This window comes from Dactylosporangium fulvum, assembly GCF_025137375.1.
Classification (GTDB): domain Bacteria; phylum Actinomycetota; class Actinomycetes; order Mycobacteriales; family Micromonosporaceae; genus Dactylosporangium; species Dactylosporangium fulvum.
In genome coordinates, this window is record NZ_CP073720.1 from 4,785,908 (window position 1) to 4,802,279 (window position 16,372).

At 71.3% G+C, this 16,372-nt stretch carries 13 protein-coding genes; 7 read left to right on the plus strand and 6 right to left on the minus strand.

Going from position 1 to position 16,372, the window contains the following annotated elements; translation table 11 throughout:
- The first annotated feature begins 1 nt into the window (after window position 1).
- Genes Dfulv_RS22445 through speB form a run of 3 tightly spaced genes read left to right on the plus strand, consistent with a single transcriptional unit; the run spans window position 2 to window position 2,689 of the window.
- Window positions 2–868: an amino acid ABC transporter permease gene (locus Dfulv_RS22445; protein ID WP_259866433.1), complete on the plus strand. Its 867-nt coding sequence runs from the start codon at window positions 2–4 to the stop codon at window positions 866–868.
- Window positions 865–1,635: an amino acid ABC transporter ATP-binding protein gene (locus Dfulv_RS22450; RefSeq protein WP_259866436.1), complete on the plus strand. Its 771-nt coding sequence runs from the start codon at window positions 865–867 to the stop codon at window positions 1,633–1,635. Before Dfulv_RS22445 ends, Dfulv_RS22450 begins: the two co-directional genes overlap by 4 nt.
- Before the next feature lie 37 nt (window positions 1,636–1,672).
- Window positions 1,673–2,689, plus strand: a complete 1,017-nt coding sequence (speB, locus tag Dfulv_RS22455; protein ID WP_259866437.1) for an agmatinase — start codon at window positions 1,673–1,675, stop codon at window positions 2,687–2,689.
- 10 nt (window positions 2,690–2,699) lie between these two features.
- Here the strand turns inward: speB and Dfulv_RS22460 are convergent, their stop codons facing one another.
- Window positions 2,700–4,142, minus strand: a complete 1,443-nt coding sequence (locus Dfulv_RS22460; protein ID WP_406567980.1) for an aldehyde dehydrogenase family protein — start codon at window positions 4,140–4,142, stop codon at window positions 2,700–2,702.
- A 39-nt stretch (window positions 4,143–4,181) separates the two neighbouring features.
- Complete coding sequence (locus Dfulv_RS22465) at window positions 4,182–5,729, minus strand: PucR family transcriptional regulator (RefSeq protein WP_259866439.1); 1,548 nt, start codon at window positions 5,727–5,729, stop codon at window positions 4,182–4,184.
- 110 nt (window positions 5,730–5,839) lie between these two features.
- On the opposite strand from Dfulv_RS22465, the gene gabT reads away from it, so the two are divergent.
- Together gabT and npdG are read left to right on the plus strand one after the other, a co-directional pair.
- Window positions 5,840–7,189: a 4-aminobutyrate--2-oxoglutarate transaminase gene (gabT, locus tag Dfulv_RS22470; protein ID WP_259866441.1), complete on the plus strand. Its 1,350-nt coding sequence runs from the start codon at window positions 5,840–5,842 to the stop codon at window positions 7,187–7,189.
- 26 nt (window positions 7,190–7,215) lie between these two features.
- The gene (gene npdG / locus Dfulv_RS22475) at window positions 7,216–7,896 is read left to right on the plus strand and encodes an NADPH-dependent F420 reductase (RefSeq protein WP_319805843.1); all 681 of its coding nucleotides are present in this window, start codon (window positions 7,216–7,218) and stop codon (window positions 7,894–7,896) included.
- A gap of 138 nt (window positions 7,897–8,034) precedes the next feature.
- On the opposite strand, the gene Dfulv_RS22480 is transcribed toward npdG, so the two are convergent.
- Window positions 8,035–8,676 carry a response regulator transcription factor gene (locus tag Dfulv_RS22480; protein WP_259866445.1) on the minus strand — a complete coding sequence of 214 codons (642 nt, stop codon included), beginning with the start codon at window positions 8,674–8,676 and terminating at the stop codon, window positions 8,035–8,037.
- On the minus strand, window positions 8,664–10,655 hold the full coding sequence (locus Dfulv_RS22485; protein ID WP_259866447.1) for a sensor histidine kinase: 1,992 nt from the start codon (window positions 10,653–10,655) through the stop codon (window positions 8,664–8,666). Before Dfulv_RS22485 ends, Dfulv_RS22480 begins: the two co-directional genes overlap by 13 nt.
- Before the next feature lie 140 nt (window positions 10,656–10,795).
- On the opposite strand from Dfulv_RS22485, the gene Dfulv_RS22490 reads away from it, so the two are divergent.
- Both Dfulv_RS22490 and Dfulv_RS22495 read left to right on the plus strand, forming a co-directional pair.
- Window positions 10,796–11,161: a hypothetical protein gene (locus tag Dfulv_RS22490; protein ID WP_259866449.1), complete on the plus strand. Its 366-nt coding sequence runs from the start codon at window positions 10,796–10,798 to the stop codon at window positions 11,159–11,161.
- Window positions 11,162–11,195: 34 nt separating this feature from the next.
- Window positions 11,196–11,876: a hypothetical protein gene (locus tag Dfulv_RS22495; RefSeq protein ID WP_259866452.1), complete on the plus strand. Its 681-nt coding sequence runs from the start codon at window positions 11,196–11,198 to the stop codon at window positions 11,874–11,876.
- Window positions 11,877–11,955: 79 nt separating this feature from the next.
- Here Dfulv_RS22495 and Dfulv_RS22500 read toward each other — a convergent pair whose 3' ends face one another.
- Together Dfulv_RS22500 and Dfulv_RS22505 are read right to left on the minus strand one after the other, a co-directional pair.
- Window positions 11,956–13,800, minus strand: a complete 1,845-nt coding sequence (locus tag Dfulv_RS22500) for a sensor histidine kinase (protein ID WP_259866454.1) — start codon at window positions 13,798–13,800, stop codon at window positions 11,956–11,958.
- A 234-nt stretch (window positions 13,801–14,034) separates the two neighbouring features.
- Window positions 14,035–16,068 carry a sensor histidine kinase gene (locus Dfulv_RS22505; protein ID WP_259866456.1) on the minus strand — a complete coding sequence of 678 codons (2,034 nt, stop codon included), beginning with the start codon at window positions 16,066–16,068 and terminating at the stop codon, window positions 14,035–14,037.
- Window positions 16,069–16,372 lie beyond the last annotated feature (304 nt).

Sequence of the window (16,372 nt, forward strand, 5' to 3'; positions counted from 1 at the left end):
GGTGCTGAAGACCCTTCGGTACCGCCGCGCCAGACCTGCCGGACTGGACGAGGTCGTGGTGCCCCAGCGGCACCCGTCGCGGTGGATCCTGGCCGCCGTCCTCCTGCTGTTCGTCGTGATGATCGGTGAGGGCCTGGTGACCAACCCGGCCATGCGCTGGGACGTGGTCTGGGAGTACCTGTTCTCGGAGCCGGTGCTCGAAGGCCTGCTGATGACGTTGCGGATCACCGTCGTCGCCATGGTGATCGGCGTCGTCCTCGGTGCCCTGCTCGCCATCATGCGACTGTCGGCCAATCCGGTGCTCGTCGCGGTGAGTGTCGGCTACTCGGCGCTCTTCCGCAGCATCCCCGTCCTGGTCCAGCTGCTGTTCTGGTTCTTCCTGTCGGCGATCCTGCCGAACATCGGCGTGGGCATCCCGTTCGGCCCGGTCTTCGCCGAGGCGGAGACCAACTCGCTGATCACCCGCTTCGGGGCGGCCCTGCTCGGCCTCGGGCTGGCGGAGGCGGCGTACATGTCGGAGATCATCCGCGCCGGCATCGTCAGCGTCCCTCGTGGACAGTCCGAGGCGGCCGCGGCTCTGGGCATGTCCCGCGGCAAGGCGCTGCGCCGGATCATCCTGCCCCAGGCGATGCGGTTCATCGTCCCGCCGACCGGCAACCAGGCGATCTCGATGCTGAAGATGACCTCACTGGTCATCGCGATCTCGCTGCCCGACCTGCTGACCTCGGTGCAGATCATCTATGCCCGGAACTTCCTGCAGATCCCGCTGCTCACCGTGGCGTGCATCTGGTACCTGCTGATGACGGGCGTGCTCAGCCTCGGGCAGTTCTACCTCGAACGGCGCTTCGGCAAGGGAGCCACAACATGACAGGAGAACCGCTGGTCCGCGCCCAAGGGGTCACCAAGAACTTCGGCTCGGTGCAGGCGCTGCGCGGGGTCGACCTGGAGGTCTTCCGCGGCGAGGTGGTGTGCCTGATCGGGCCGTCAGGCTCGGGCAAGAGCACGCTCCTGCGCTGCGTGAACCACCTGGAGAAGGTCGACTCCGGACGGTTGACCGTGGACGGCGAGCTGGTCGGCTACCGCCGGGCGAGAGGCAAGCTCTACGAGCTTCGTGAGAAGGAGATCTGCCGCCGGCGCGCCGACATCGGCATGGTCTTCCAGAACTTCAACCTGTTTCCCCATCTCACCGTCCTCGAGAACCTGATCGAGGCGCCGCTGCGGGTCCGCCGGGAACCCAAAGCACAGGTGGTCGACCGTGCCCGGGCCCTACTCGGACGGGTGGGCCTGGCCGACAAGGCGGACGCCCACCCGGCACAGCTCTCCGGCGGGCAGCAGCAGCGGGTCGCGATCGCGCGGGCACTGGCCATGCGGCCCACGCTGATGCTCTTCGACGAGCCGACCTCGGCCCTGGACCCCGAACTCGTCGGTGAGGTGCTGGACGTGATGCACGGGCTGGCCGAGGAGGGCATGACCATGCTCGTGGTCACCCACGAGATGGGCTTCGCCCGGGAGTCCGCCGACCGGGTCGTGTTCATGGCGGACGGTGCCGTGGTCGAGTCCGGCCCGCCGGGTGAGCTGTTCGGCTCGCCGAAGCATCCCCGCACACGTGCGTTCCTGTCCAAGGTACTGGCGTGAGCCGGTGCCCTTCCGATCCTCGGTCCACTGAAAGGCGTTGACTTCGTTGCCCCACATCTCGAAGGCCGGCCCGGCCGGCACCACCGAAGGCGATCCCGCCGTGCCCACCGGCCCGGTGGACGCAAGTCGGGTGCCCAGGTTCGCCGGGCCGGCCACCTTCGCCCGCCTTCCCCGGCTGGACCAGGTCACCCGCTACGACGTCGCCGTGGTCGGGGTGCCGTTCGACACCGGCGTGTCGTACCGGCCCGGCGCCCGGTTCGGCCCGGCACACGTCCGGGAGAGCTCCCGGCTGCTCCGGCCGTACAATCCGGTGCTCGACGTCGAACCGTTCGCGGCCATGCAGGTGGTCGACGCCGGAGACATCGCGTGCAGCCCGTTCGTGATCGAGGAGGCGATCACGGACATCGAACGCGGCGCCGACGCGTTGCTCGGCACGGACAGCCGGCTGCTGACCATCGGCGGTGACCACACCATCGCGCTGCCGCTGCTGCGGTCGGTGGCCCGCCGGTACGGACCGGTCGCGGTGGTGCACTTCGACGCCCACCTGGACACCTGGGACACCTACTTCGGCGCGGCGTACACGCACGGCACCCCGTTCCGCCGTGCCTCCGAGGAAGGCCTGATCGACCGGGAAGCCAGTGTGCACGTCGGCGTCCGGGGGCCGCTGTACGGACCGGACGACCTCACCGACGACCGGCGCCTCGGGTTCACCGCGGTGACCTGCCCGGACATCGCCGCCGACGGAGTGGCCGGTGCGATCGAGCGGATCCACGCGCGGATCGGCGACCGGCCGGTCTACGTCTCGGTGGACATCGACGTGCTGGATCCGGCGCACGCGCCGGGCACCGGCACGCCCGAGCCCGGCGGACTGACCAGTCGTGAACTGCTCGCCGTCCTGCGGTCGCTGCGGGACCTCAACATCGTCTCGGCGGACGTCGTCGAGGTGGCACCGGCGTACGACCATGCCCAGCTGACCGGGTTCGCCGGTGCCCACGTCGCGTACGAACTGCTGTCCGCGATGGCCTCAGGCGGGCCGGCGCGGGGCCGCGGCTGAGCCCGCGGTCCTACAGGTCGACGCCGGTCAGCACCATGACCCGCTCGTAGGTGTAGTCGGTCATCGCGAAGCGCACGCCCTCGCGTCCGACGCCGGAGCCCTTGACACCGCCGTAGGGCATCTGGTCGGCACGGTAGGACGGCACGTCGCCGATGATGACGCCGCCGACCTCGAGCTCACGGTGGGCCCGGAACGCCAGTTGGATGTCGTGGGTGAAGACCCCCGCCTGGAGGCCGAACCTGGAGTCGTTGATCCGGTGGAAGGCGTCGTCGGCGCCGTCGACCTGGTGCAGGACGACGACCGGCCCGAAGACCTCCTCGCACATCACCTTGGCGTCGGCCGGGACGTCTTCGAGCACGGTCGGGGCGTAGGTGGTGCCGTTGCGGACGCCGCCGGTGAGCAGCCGCGCACCGGCGGCGACGGCCTCGTCCACCCAGTGCTCCACCCGTTCGGCCGCCGCCGCGTCGATCAGCGGGCCGACCCTGGTCCGCTCGTCGGCGGGGTCACCGGTGGGCAGCGCCTCGACCGCGGCCACGAGGCGCTGCTTCACCTCCCCGTACACCGCCGCGTCGGCGAATACGCGCTGGACGCTGATGCAGGACTGGCCGGCCTGGTAGTTGGCGAAGGTCGCGATCCGCCCGGCCGCCCGGTCCAGGTCTCCCGGCCGGCAGAAGTCGGCGCCGACGTAGGCCGCCGCGTTGCCCCCGAGTTCGAGGACGACGTGCTTGTGCGGGACGGCCGCCGCGATGGCCGTACCGACCGGGCCGGAGCCGGTGAAGGAGACGATCGGCAGGCGGTCGTCGGCCACCAACGCCGGGGCCTTCGTGTCGGGCACGTTGATCACGCTCACCATGCCGGCGGGCAGCCGGAGCCCGGCGATGATCTCACCGAGCAGCAGCGCCGAGAGCGGAGTCCTGGGCGCCGGCTTGACGACGACCGGGGCACCCACCGCGATCGCCGGGGCGACCTTGTGCACGACCAGGTTCAGCGGGAAGTTGAACGGGGAGACGGCGAGCACGGGACCTTTGGGGACCCGGCGGACGTAGGCGAGCCGGCCCTCGGCGGCACCGTCCGTGTCGAGCCGCATCACCTCGCCCGACCAGACGCGGGTGGCTTCCGCGGCCACGCGGAACACCGAGATCGCGCGGCCCACCTCGGCGCGGGCCCAGAACAGTGGCTTGCCGCTCTCCGCCGTGATCAGCCGGGCGAACTCCTCGGCCCGCTCGGCGACGGCCCGGCCGGCCTCGGCCAGCGCGTCGGCGCGGGTGTGGATCGGCAGTGCGGCGGCCTCGTGGCGGACGGCGGCAGCGGCGGCGACCGCCCGTTCCACCTGGTCGTCGGTGGCGTAGCTCGTCGTGGCGACGAGGTGGTTGTCGTACGGGTTGCGGATCTCGAACGTCGTCTCCCCATGAACCGCAGCTCCGGCGATCCACAGCGGCATCAAGTCGGTCATGGCTGCCAAGCTAGGCAAGGCCGCAGTGATCACCATTGTTCATCGTGGCGAGGAACCGTCCGTTCGTTTGGCCGGAGTGGACAGCCTCCGCTGCCGGACGGTGATGGCGAACCAGAGCTCCATCCGGGCGTCGGCGGTGCCGAGATCGCGCTTGAGCAGCGCCTCCGCCTTCTGCACCCGGTACCGGAGGGTGTGCCGGTGGATGTGGAGGGCGGCCGCCGCGGGGTCGTACTGACCGTGATGCGCGAGCCAGACAGCCAGGGACGTCACCAGGTCGATCCCGGTGGTCCGGCAGTACTCGTCGATCGGGTCCAGCAGGCTGTCCGTGTAGGCCGACAGGACGGACAGGTCCATCAGGTCCACCACGCTCGTGCCACGGAACTGCTCGTAGTCGAGGACCGCCGGCACCAGGTGGCGGGCCCCGGCCGCGGCCTCACGGGCCTGGCGGACGGCCTGTGCCACCTCGGACGTGGTGTGTGCGCGGCTCGTGCCGGCCGCGACGGACCGGTCGCCGGGAACGCTTCGCATCAGGAGGTCCTGGTCGGCGCGGGTGGCCGTCACGGTGATCAGATCACCGTCGACGACGGCCGCGAGCACGTGGTCCCCGAGCCCGGCCAGCAGTTCGAACAGCAGCTCGTCGAGGACCGCCGGCTGGCCGGTCAGCGCCGTGACCCGGAGCGGCCGGCGGGCCAGCAGTGCCCCGCCGAGTCCGGTGAGCACCTCCTCGGTGAGGTCGACGCCGTCGAGCAGCAACCGCAGCAGTGCCGCCGACCGGAGCGCGGCCCGCTCAGCCCTCGCCTGCTCCAGATCGAACGACAGCAGCGCGGTCGCGACGTTGACCAGGGACCGGTCCGTGGTGCCCGGAGCCCGGTCGAGCCCCACGACGAGGAACTCGCGTCCACCCGACGAGAGGGCCAGCGGATGCACGACCACATGCGAATCACCCTCGACCAACGCCAGGGCGGCAGGCCGGCGTCCGCGCAGTCGGCTCAGCTCGCCGGCGACCGTGCCGGCCAACGCCTGCGCGGACGGCGGCGAACAGTGCCGGGTCTGCCCGTTGCGGTCCAGGAGCGCCACCCGCCCTCGCAGCAGCGCGGCGAGGCGGTTGACGACCCCGGGTGCCCGGCCGGTGACCGCCGCCCGGGTCAACGCCTGTTGCCCAGTGAATCCCCGGGTCACGTCGGCGTACAACTCCGCGGCGAGCAGGTCGGAGACCGCCTTGCTGACGGCGATGAACGGCGTCGGCTGGTCGACCTCGACGAGCGGCAGGCCCCGCTCGCGGGCCACCCGGACGAGCGTCGCCGGCACCGTGTCGGTGACGAGCCCGACGCCGTAGCCGAGGCCGACGACGCCGGCGTCGAGGAGCCGGTCGATGTAGGCGGTGATCCGTGCCTTGCCCCGTGGCAGGCGCAGGCCGGTGGTCAGCAGCAGTTCGCCGCCCTGCAGGTATGGCGTGGGGTCGTCGAGCTCGCTGGTCGCCACCCACCGGATCGGCACCGCGAGCGCGGCCGACTCCGGACCGGGATCGGTCAGCAGCCGCAGCCCGAGGTGCGGATTCGCCAGCAACGCGCCGAGAGTCGCGGGCACTGGCACCTCCACCGGCTCCGGGTTGTTTGTCCGTACTGTACAGGTGCCCGGACACGTCTTGTACCGATCGGAGAACGCTGCCCGATCGGCGGCCGGCCTACGGTGGCGTCATGTCAACGTCGATCGCCGGGGGACCCGAGCTGCCCCAGTCCCGCCGCCTCGTCACCGAGATCCCCGGTCCGGTGTCACGCGAGCGCTTCGCCCGCCGCCAACGGTTCGTCGCCGGTGGTGTCGGCACCACGCTGCCGGTGTTCATCGAGGCGGCCGGTGGTGGCGTGCTGCGCGACGTGGACGGCAACTCGCTGATCGACCTTGCCTCGGGCATCGCTGTCACCGGTGTCGGCAACGCGGCCCCGCCGGTCGCCGCGCGGGTCGCCGATCAGGTGCGGGCGTTCACCCACACCTGCTTCATGGTCACCCCGTACGACGGCTACGTCGATGTCTGCGAAGAGCTTGCCCGGCTGACCCCCGGCGACCATGCGAAGAAGTCGGTCCTGCTCAGCTCCGGGGCGGAGGCGGTCGAGAACGCCGTCAAGATCGCCCGGGCGCACACCGGCCGGCACGCCGTTGTCGTCTTCGACCACGCCTACCACGGCCGCACCAACCTCACCATGGCGATGACCGCGAAGAACATGCCGTACAAACAAGGATTCGGACCGTTCGCCGGCGAAGTCCACCGGGCGCCGATGTCCTACCCGTTCCGCGAGGTCACCGCCGTCGACGGGACCGACGCGGCCGACCGGGCCATCGACGTGATCGACAAGCAGGTCGGCGCGGCCAACGTCGCGTGCGTCGTGATCGAGCCGATCCTCGGCGAGGGTGGATTTGTCGTGCCGGCCAAGGGATTCCTGCCCCGGCTCGCCGAATGGGCGCGGAGCAACGGCGTGGTCTTCGTCGCCGACGAGATCCAGACCGGCTTCTGCCGCACCGGCGACTGGTTCGCCTGTGACCACGAGGGCGTCGTCCCCGATCTGATCACCACGGCGAAGGGCATCGCGGGCGGCCTGCCGCTCGCCGCGGTGACCGGCCGCGCCGAGATCATGGACGCCGTGCACCCCGGCGGGCTCGGCGGGACGTACGGCGGCAACCCGGTCGCCTGTGCCGCCGCGCTCGGCGCCATCGAGCTCATGCGGAGCCAGGACCTGAACGCTGCGGCCCGGCGCATCGGCGAGCTGATGTTCAGCAGGCTGCGAGGGCTGGCCGAGCGCCACCCGGCGATCGGTGACGTCCGTGGACGGGGCGCGATGGTCGCCGTCGAACTCGTCACCGCGGACGGGCGCACGCCCGACCCCGGGCGGGCGGCTGCGGTGTCGGCGTACTGCCACGCACAAGGCGTGCTCACCCTGACGTGCGGCACCAACGGCAACGTCCTGCGCTTCCTGCCCCCGCTGGTGATCCCCGAGCAGCTGCTCTCCGAAGGGCTGGATGTGCTCGCGGACGCCTTCGCGGCGACCGCGTGACCAGACCCCCGATACCGACGCTCGACATGGAGGCGAACACATTGACGAATCCAGGAATCCGGACCGTCGCCGTCCTCGGCGGCACCGGGCCGCAGGGGCGTGGTCTCGCGCGCCGGTTTGCCGCCGCCGGCCTGCGGGTGGTCCTCGGCAGCCGCACCGCTGACCGCGCGCGGGCCGCCGCCGGGGAACTCGAGGCCGCGACGGGCGGACAGGTGGAGGGTGCGGACAACCTCGCGGCGGCGCTCCTCGGCGAGGCCGTCATCGTGGCGGTGCCGTGGGAAGCGCACGCGGAGCTCCTCACCGAGCTGGCGCCGGCCCTGGCGGGAAAGCTGGTCGTGGATTGTGTCAATCCGCTCGGGTTCGACGGCAAGGGTGCGTTCGCGCTCCGTGTGCCGGAAGGCTCCGCGGCCGAGCAGGCCGCGGCCCTGCTGCCCGAGAGCCGGGTCGTCGCGGCCTTCCACCACGTCAGCGCGGTGCTGCTGGACGATCCCGCGGTCGAGTTCGTTGACAGTGACGTGCTGGTGCTCGGTGACGACCGCGAAGCCGTCGACCTCGTCCAGCAGCTCGTGGCCACCATCCCCGGCATGCGAGGCGTCTACGGTGGCCGGCTGCGCAATGCCCACCAGGTCGAGGCGTTCACCGCCAATCTCATCAGCATCAACCGTCGCTACAAGGCACATTCCGGCCTGCGTGTGACCGACATCTGATGTGCGGCAGGACTGTCCGAGCATCTTCAGGCGTGTGACCGGGGCTGATAGTCGTCGTCCGCCTGGCCGTTGCCGGTCGGCTGCGCACCGCCGCTCCGGCCACGCCCTGACACGGACGCTGTGGTGGCCGGGCCCGCTTCAAGCCTGGTCGAGATACGCGAGCACCGCCAGCACCCGCCGGTGGCCCTCGTCCGACATGGGCAGCCCCAGCTTGTTCATGATCGAGCTGACGTGTGCCTCGACCGTCCGGTCGGCGAGCCAGAGCCGGCGAGCGATGCCGATGTTGGTCAGTCCCTCGGCCATGAGGGCCAGCACGTCACGTTCGCGTCCGGTGAGCGAGGCGAGCAGCCGGTCGCTCCGCTGCCCGCCGACGAGCCGGCGCACCACCTCGGGGTCCAATGCGGAGCCGCCGGCACCGATCCTGCGCAGCGCGTCGAGGAAGTCGTCGACGTCGAGGACCCGGTCCTTGAGGAGATAGCCGAACCCGCCGTGCGCGACGAGTTCGACGGAGTGCCTGCTCTCGATGTGCTGGGAGAGCAGGACGATGCCGCAACCGGCCTGGGTCTCGCGGATCCGCCGGGCGGCGCGGGCGCCGTCGTCGGTGCGGTCCGGGGGCATCCGGATGTCGATGATCGCCAGATCGGGCCGCGCCAGCTCGACCGCCTCCAGCAGGGACGGAGCATCGTGGGCCTTCGCCACCACCTCGTGCCCGGCGTCGGCCAGCAGGCACGCCAGTCCCTCGCGGAACAGGGCCGAGTCCTCACCGATCACGATTCGCACGGCAGCACCGCCTCCACTGTGGTACCTCCCCCGGCCGGGCTCGCGACCCGAAGCCGGCCGCCGGCCGCGGCGACCCGATCGGCGAGACCGCCCAGACCGGACCCGGGGTGGACGGCCGCCCCGCCGCAACCGTCGTCGTGCACCCGGACGGTCAGGGAGCCCGTGTCGCGGCAGACGGTGACGCCGATCGCCGTGGGCCCCGCGTGCTTGACGGCGTTCGTCGTCGCCTCGGTGACCACGTAGTACGCCGTCGTCGCCAGGTCGTCGGGGATCACGCCGGCCGCTCGCAGATCCAGCGTCACCGGGATCGGTATCTGGCTCACCATCGCGCCGAGCGCGCGGTCGAGCCCGTCGTCGAGGCTGCTCGGCCGCAGCCCGTGCGCGATCTGGCGCAGCTCGGTGACGGCGTTGCTCAGCTCGGCCACCGACTGGTCGAGCAGGCCGTCGATGTCGAGCCCGCCGTCGTCGAGGTGCCGCTGGGCCAGCCGGAGCCGCATGCCGAGCGCGACGAGTCGTTGCTGGGCGCCGTCGTGCAGATCGCGCTCGAGCCTCCGCCGCTCCTCGTACCCCGCGGACAGCAGCCGGGCCCGGCTCGCCTCCGCCGCCTCCAGCGCCGAGGCCAGCTCGGCCCGTAGCCGGACGACCTCGACCAGCAGCGAACTCGCCGAGGCCACTTCCCGCAGCAGCTCCCGGCTCGCCGCACCGCCGGCCGCGATGATGCCGATGGTGTTGCCGCCCAACCGCACCGTGGCCGACCGGCCGGGGCGGGAGGGATCCGGCTCGACCGGCTGCCCCGCAGTGTCGAGCATCGTGGCCGATCCGGGGAGCCGGTACCCGACCCGCAGGCCGGGGTCACGAAGGGCCGTGCGCAGCACGCTCTCCAGCTGCTCGGGCCGGGCACTGCCGGCGTCGGTCCGCCTGCGCAGGTCCTCGATCGCGGCGAGGGCGGCCTGCCGGGCCGGGTAGAGCCGGTGGTCGACGAAGCGTTGCAGGCGGTTGCGCATCGGCGCGAGCGCGGCGGCGCAGATCGCCGTCGCGGCCGCGGCCGCGACCGGCGAGCCCCGGCCCGCGCCGAGGCCGACCACAAACGACGCGGCCGTGTAGAAGGCCAGCAGCATCGCCGTCGCGAGGCCGTAGGTGACCGTCGCGCTCAGTGCCCGGTCGACGTCGTACAGGTCGTGCTTGAGCAGCGCGATCGTGGTGGACGCCGGGATGGCGAAGTAGGTCGCGATCAGCCCGGCGAGGCCGAGCTCGGGCCGGTCGAACAGCAGGTAGCCGGCCCAGCAGAGCAGGAGCGTGATCGGCAGGAAGCTCGCACCCAGGACGAACCACTTGAGTTGTGCGCGCTCGACGGCGCTCCCGGTGCGGCGGTACCGGACGACGATCGACGCGAGCGACGCGACGAGCAGGCCGAGGAAGACCGGCAGCAACGCGAAGCCCACGACCTCGATGGCATCAAGCACCTCGGGCGGCGCGCGGAACGCTTTCGCCACACCGGGGTAGTGCGGCGCCGGGCCCGGGTCGAAGGCCGCCACGAGGATGAACAGCACCGGCACGACCAGCATCCCGACGGCGACCCAGCGCCAGCGCGGTCCCGGCACCCGCCCATCGGGTACCAGCAGGAACAGCAGGGCCGGTGGAACGTACAGCAGCATCCAGTCGCCGCGGGAGAGGTCGACGTAGACGCCCGACACCGGCAGGCGCGCGTCGACGGCCGCCGCGGCGGGGTACAGGTCGCCGACGACGACCCCGACGAACACGGCGCCGGTGCAGACGAGCAGCAGGCCGACCACGTTGCGCGGGCGGCGGGTCGCCACCACCACGCCGAGGAGAGCGGACGACAGTCCCAACAGGCCGCCCACCGTGACCTCCACGGCGGCCGAGGCGTTCCCGGCGACCACCGCGAGGTAGACCCCGAAGACGGCGGCCGCGAGCACCAACGCCCCGGCGAGGTACGCCATCAGCCGCTTCGCGTACATCGCACCACCGTAGCGGCGCCCGCCACCTGCGCGAATACGTGCCAGTACGGAACTACTCCGGGTGCTGGCACAGATCCGGCCGACGGCCACAACCTGCACGCTGTGCCCACTGGCATCCCGTCCCACGTCCGGAGGCGTCCTTGAAACGCTCAGTTCCGCTCACCGTAGGCCTGGTCATCGCCGGCCTGCTCGGCCTCGCCGACATCGTCTCGCTGCCGCTCGGCACCGACGGCCCGCCCGTCGCGGTGTTCGTGATCGGCGCTGTGCTCGGCCTCGGCACCCTCGCCGGTGTCGTGCTCGCGTGGCCGAACCGGTCCCGGGCCGGCGCCGTCACGGTCATCGTCACCCGGTTGCTCTCCGCGCTGACCGCGGTGCCCGCGTTCTTCGTCGCCACGGCGCCGTCCGCGGCCAGGGTCGCCGCCCTGGTCGGGATCGTCGTCACCCTGCTCTGCGTCGCCCTCGTCGCTCCCGCGCTGCGCGTACGCCCCGTCGGGGCGTCCTCCTAGCGCCGGCCTCGGCCGGCAATCCGATTGGAGAGTCATGCTGGACACCGCAACCGAAACCTCCACGACGCCGCGCCGCCCCACCGCGCTCGCGGCGGCGCTCTTCATCGCACCCTGGGGATTCGTCGTCGCCAACAGCGCGTACGCCTGGGCCACGCGCGACGGCGGCAGCGACAGCGACGGGGCCGGCGCCCTGGCGCTCGCCGCCGCGCATCCCGGGCTGACGCGGCTCTCCGCCCTCGCGGCGATGGTGGGCAGCCTGCTCGTCGTGCCCGCCGTCCTCGGCGTCAAGCGGCTCGTCGGCGACCGCAGCCGCAAGCTCGCCGGCATCGCTGCCGCGCTCACCGCGGGCGGCTACATCTGCTACCTCGCCATCGTCTCGGGCACGTTCGTCACGCTCGCCATGGCGCGGCGCACAGGGGCGACGGCCGAGTTCGCCGCGGTCCTCGACGAGGCGCAGGCCGACCCGTTGATGCTGTGGGTGTTCCTCCTGTTCGTCCTCGGCAACCTCGTCGGCACCGTACTGCTCGCCGTGGCGCTGTTCCGCAGCCGCGCGGTGGCCCCATGGGTCGCCGTCGCGCTGGGCGCCTGGGCGCCGTTGCACGTCACCGGCCTGATCGTCGGCACCGAGTGGTTCGAGGTCGCGGGGGCCGTGAGCCAGGCCGTCGCCCTGGCCGTCGTGGGCCGGGCATTGCTGAGCACACCGGCGCAACGCTGACAGCGCTCCGGGCGGTCTTGGTGGCCGCTCGGTGCGCGGAAGCAGGCAGATGAGCCCGTTGTCCGGCGGATCGAGACCGCTACCGGCGGCTGCCGGACGACGCCGGCAGCGGGACGGCCTGGCCGGTGGTGCCGATCGGGATGATGACCAGCAGCGACGTGCCGGAGCCGGGCGGGCTCGTCATCGTCATGTGTCCACCGAGTGCCTCGACGCGGTCCTGGAGGCCGGTGAGTCCCGATCCGCCGGCGGGGTTTGCGCCGCCGACGCCGTCGTCGTGGACGGCGAGTTGGAGCGTGTCGGGCTGGAATCGCACCTCGATGTGGACGACCGACGCGTGGGCGTGCTTGGCCGCGTTCGTCAGTGCTTCCGACACGACATAGTATGCGGCGATCTCGACCGCCCTGGGCAGCCGGCGGTCGTTGTCCAGGTGGAGCGTGACCGGGACCGCGGATCGGCGGGCGAGCGCCTTGAGCGCTGGTTTGAGGCCGCCTGTGGTGAGGACAGCTGGATGGATGCCCCGGGCGAGTTCCCGCAGGCTCGCCACGACGTCGTTGAGGCTGGTCGCCGCATGCGCCAGCTGTGCCTGTACCTGATCGGCCGGCGTGCTGGCCTCTTCGGCGGCACGCAACTCGAGGCTGATGGCGACGAGTTGTTGTTGCGCCCCGTCGTGCAGGTTGCGCTCGATGCGTTGGCGTGCCTCGTCGGCGGCGGTGACGAGGCGGGCGCGGGATGCGACGAGCTGGGCGCGGCTGTCGGCGTTGGCGATAGCGGTGGCGGTGAGGTCGGTGAAGGCCTTGACGCGTTCCTCCGCGTCCGGGGGCATGGGGTCGGGCCGCATGGAGGTGACGACCGCCGTGCCCCACAGGTGGTCCTCGACCACGATCGGCACCCCGACCGCGGCGCAGATGCCCAGCTCGTGTATGCGGGCCGCGTGGGGAGTGCCGGTGCAGCTGTCGATCCGGGCGGTTCGACCGGTGCGCCACACGAGCCCTGCGACGTCGCCGTCTGCGGGCCGGCGGCAGACGGCGAAACGTGTCGACACGCCCGGCTGGTTGGTCGAGACGATCGTGACCGTGCCATCGGGCTCGTAGTGCATCAGCGTCGTGGGACGGCCGCCGAGGAGCCGGCTCACCTCTGTCGTGACCGCGTCGAAAACCTCGGCCGGGTTGGCGCCGCGAGCGACGAGCGTCGCCACCCGCCGCAGTGCGGCCTGCTGACCGGCGAGCAGTTCCAGCTTTTCGCCGCGGACCGTGAGTGTTTCGAGCATCGCGCCGCGTTCGCGTGCGGCGCGCAGCAGCGATGCGAGCGGCGGCACGACCTGCCGCCGCAAACGCGGTTCATCCCGCTCCGACAGGTCGGCGGACACGCGCAGTGTCCCCAGCACGGTGTCGCCGTCGCCGAGCGGAAACACCGTCATCTCCGCACCGTCGGGGACGGTCTCGTCCGGTTCGCGACTCCCGGGTCCGGGTTGGCGGGCAGCCGTTGTGATGTCGACCGCCGTGGCCGGCAGATCGAGCGAACGCGCGATCCGCTGCGACACAGCGGGCAGCACCGCGGCGACGTCGTCGGTGTCGAGCAGCAGACGAGTCAGCTCAGCCGTGAGATCGGACTCCTGGGCCTGTGCCGTCCGCTGTCGGGACAGGTCCGCCAGTGCGCTGGTCACGAGTGCTACGACGACGAAGACGGCGAGTTGAACCACGTCTCGGAGGTCCGCGTCGACGAGGCTGCCGATGGGATGCACGTAGAAGATCAGGAATGCGACGACGCTCACCAGCGCTGTGACCACCCCGAGCCACAGTCCCCACAGCACTGAGATCGCCACGATGCCGAGCATGTAGATGACGCTCGGGGACGACTGTTTCGTATACGTCTGGAGCGGTCCGGCGAGCAGGGTCTCCACCGCGATGAGGAGGATGGCGACCATGATCCCCAACCGTCGGGACGGCGGCGTGGACCGTACCAGAAATGACAGCGGATCCGCACGCATAATGCAACTTTAGTACCGTTTTGTGAGCATCAGCTATTGATGATGTTGCAGTGGGTGGCGAGCAGGCGGGCCTGGTTGATGACCATGAGCCCGCTGGCGATTGTCAAGGGGGCGGCGATCCGGCGGACGGCACCAGAAAGGGACGATACGAGTGGCGTGGACTCCTCGTCGTCAGGCCGGGGGTTCGGCTTGGTGCAGCGGGAGGGTGATGATCAGCCGGGTGCCCTCGCCTCGTGGACTGTGCAGCTGCACGGTGCCGCCGAGTGCCTGGACGCGGTCGGTGAGGCTGCGGATGCCCGTGCCGCGGCCGGAGTCGGCGCCGCCGGCACCGTCGTCCTCGATACGCAGCCAGACCTTCTGACCGTCCTGGTGGGCGATGATGCGCAGGTGCGAGGCGTGCGCGTGCTTGGTCGTGTTCGCCAGTGACTCGGCCACGATGTCGTACACGCTGGTCTGCAGGACGGGCGGCAGGGCGGGGGACAGGTCGATGTGGCGCTCGATCGGGATGGGTGAGCGGCGTGCCATGGCGTCGAGCGCCGCCTCGAGCCCGCGTTGGGTGAGGATCGCCGGGTACACGCCGTGAGCGATCGTCTGGACCTCCTCGACCACGTTGGCGAGGTCGCCGTCGATGGTGGCGACCTGATCGGCGATCACCGGCCCGGTAGCGGTGCCACCTTCGGTGGCGTCGCGCCCGGTCATGTCGGCCTCGAGCATGCGCAGCCGCAGGATGACCGCGATCAGGTGATGCTGGATGCGGTCGTGCAGGTCGCGCTCGAGTTTGCGGCGCGTCTCGTCGCCCGCGTCGATCAGGCGGGCGCTGACGGCGGCCAGTCGGATGCGGGCCTCGACGGTGTCCACCACCAGGCCGGCGAGGTCGGTGAAGTCGGCGGTGCGTTCGGTGTCGTCGCGGCGCAGCCGGCCACCGGCCTCGCCGAGCAGGGCGAGTGCCCCCCATACCTGACCCCGCACCATGATCGGGGCACCCACGCCGCGCGTGCTGCCGGCCACGCCGTCCGCCGCTACCGGCATGTCCGGCCGTTCCCAGCCGACATGCCGGCAGAACGACTGGCGCAGCGCCCGCATCCGGCCGGTCGTGTCCCGCAGCGGCAACGGTGTGCGCTCGCCGACGAGCGGACGCTTGCCGGTGCGGTCGGACGGGTGGTCGCCGGCCCACGCCGCGAGGATCGTGCCTGCTCCGTCGCTGTCGTACCGGACGAGCAGCGCCGTGTCGGCCTCGAACAGTCGTCCGGCCTGCCCGGTGATGGTGTCGAAGACGGCGTCCGGTGCCTCGGTGCAGGCCATGAGGCTGGCGATGCGTCGCAGCGCCGTCTGCTCCACGACGACCCGGTTCAAGTCGTCGTGGTGGCGCTGCAGGGACAGCGCCATCGTGTTGAAGGAGCGCTGCAGCAGGCCGATCTCATGCGGTCCGTCCGTCGGCATTCGGCCCGTCTGCGTGCCGGCGGCGAGCTTGTCGGCCATGGCAGCCGCGGTCCGTACCGGCCGGACGATGACCCTGGTCGTGTAGGTGATTAAGACCGGTACGACGAACAGGCAGGTGATGATTCCCAACCCGGTCGCCGTCCCGGCTCGGGTGAAGGCGCGCTCAGCGCGGGTTTCCTGCGCCGCCGCATGACGGCGCTCGTTGCCGACGAATCGTTCAGCGGTATGGCGGATGGCGTCGAGCTGGTGCTGGTCGCTGGTCAGCCGGCCGAGGTCGGGAGCGGCTGTCGGCCCGGGACGCAGGGCCTTGATGGCGCTCGCCGGGTGGGTGTCGAGATACTGCCTGATCTGCTGGTCGAGTCCGGCCGCGAGTGTCGCCTGCGCCGGCCGGTCGGCCGTGAGGCGTGGCAACTGCGCGATGCGCGACTCGACCATGGCCCGGGCCCTCGCCCACGACCGCAGGTGTGCCGGGTCGCCGGTGACGACGTAGCGGTGCTCGCCGTGCTCCATCGCCAGCACCCCTGTGCGCACGAGCGCGGCGGTGACCACCGCCTGGTGTGAGGTGTGCGCGGCGCGCGCCTGCCGGCCACGATCGTCAAAGGCGGTCACTGCCGTGTGCAGCGCGACGCCGAGCAACAGGCCGGCCACCAGGCACAGGGCCACGACCTGCCACGCAAGGCCGGCCGGTGACGTCACCGACCACCGGCGCCGACACTGGCGCCGGATCGTCCTGCCGAACTCGACCAGGTTTGCCGTGAGTCCCATCGTGGCTGGTATCGATCGGATCTCCGTCGAGGAGATCGTTGTCCGAAGGGGCGCTGTTCCGCATCCCCTATGTCACGAGTGAAGGCTGCTTCGATGCGATTTACGCATTTCTCGGCGTGTCCCTGACAGCCTATATCGGGCGCGGTGCCGGATCCATTTTCGTAGGTGGCGAATAATAATGTGACCCGCAGTTGACCGATCTATTCGGCAATTATTCTTACGAGCGTCAGTGAGTGGCCGGCGTGGTCTCGTTCGTTCAGGGGGCGATCGGTTGCGGGGCACCTCGTGGTGGACCGGGCGGAAT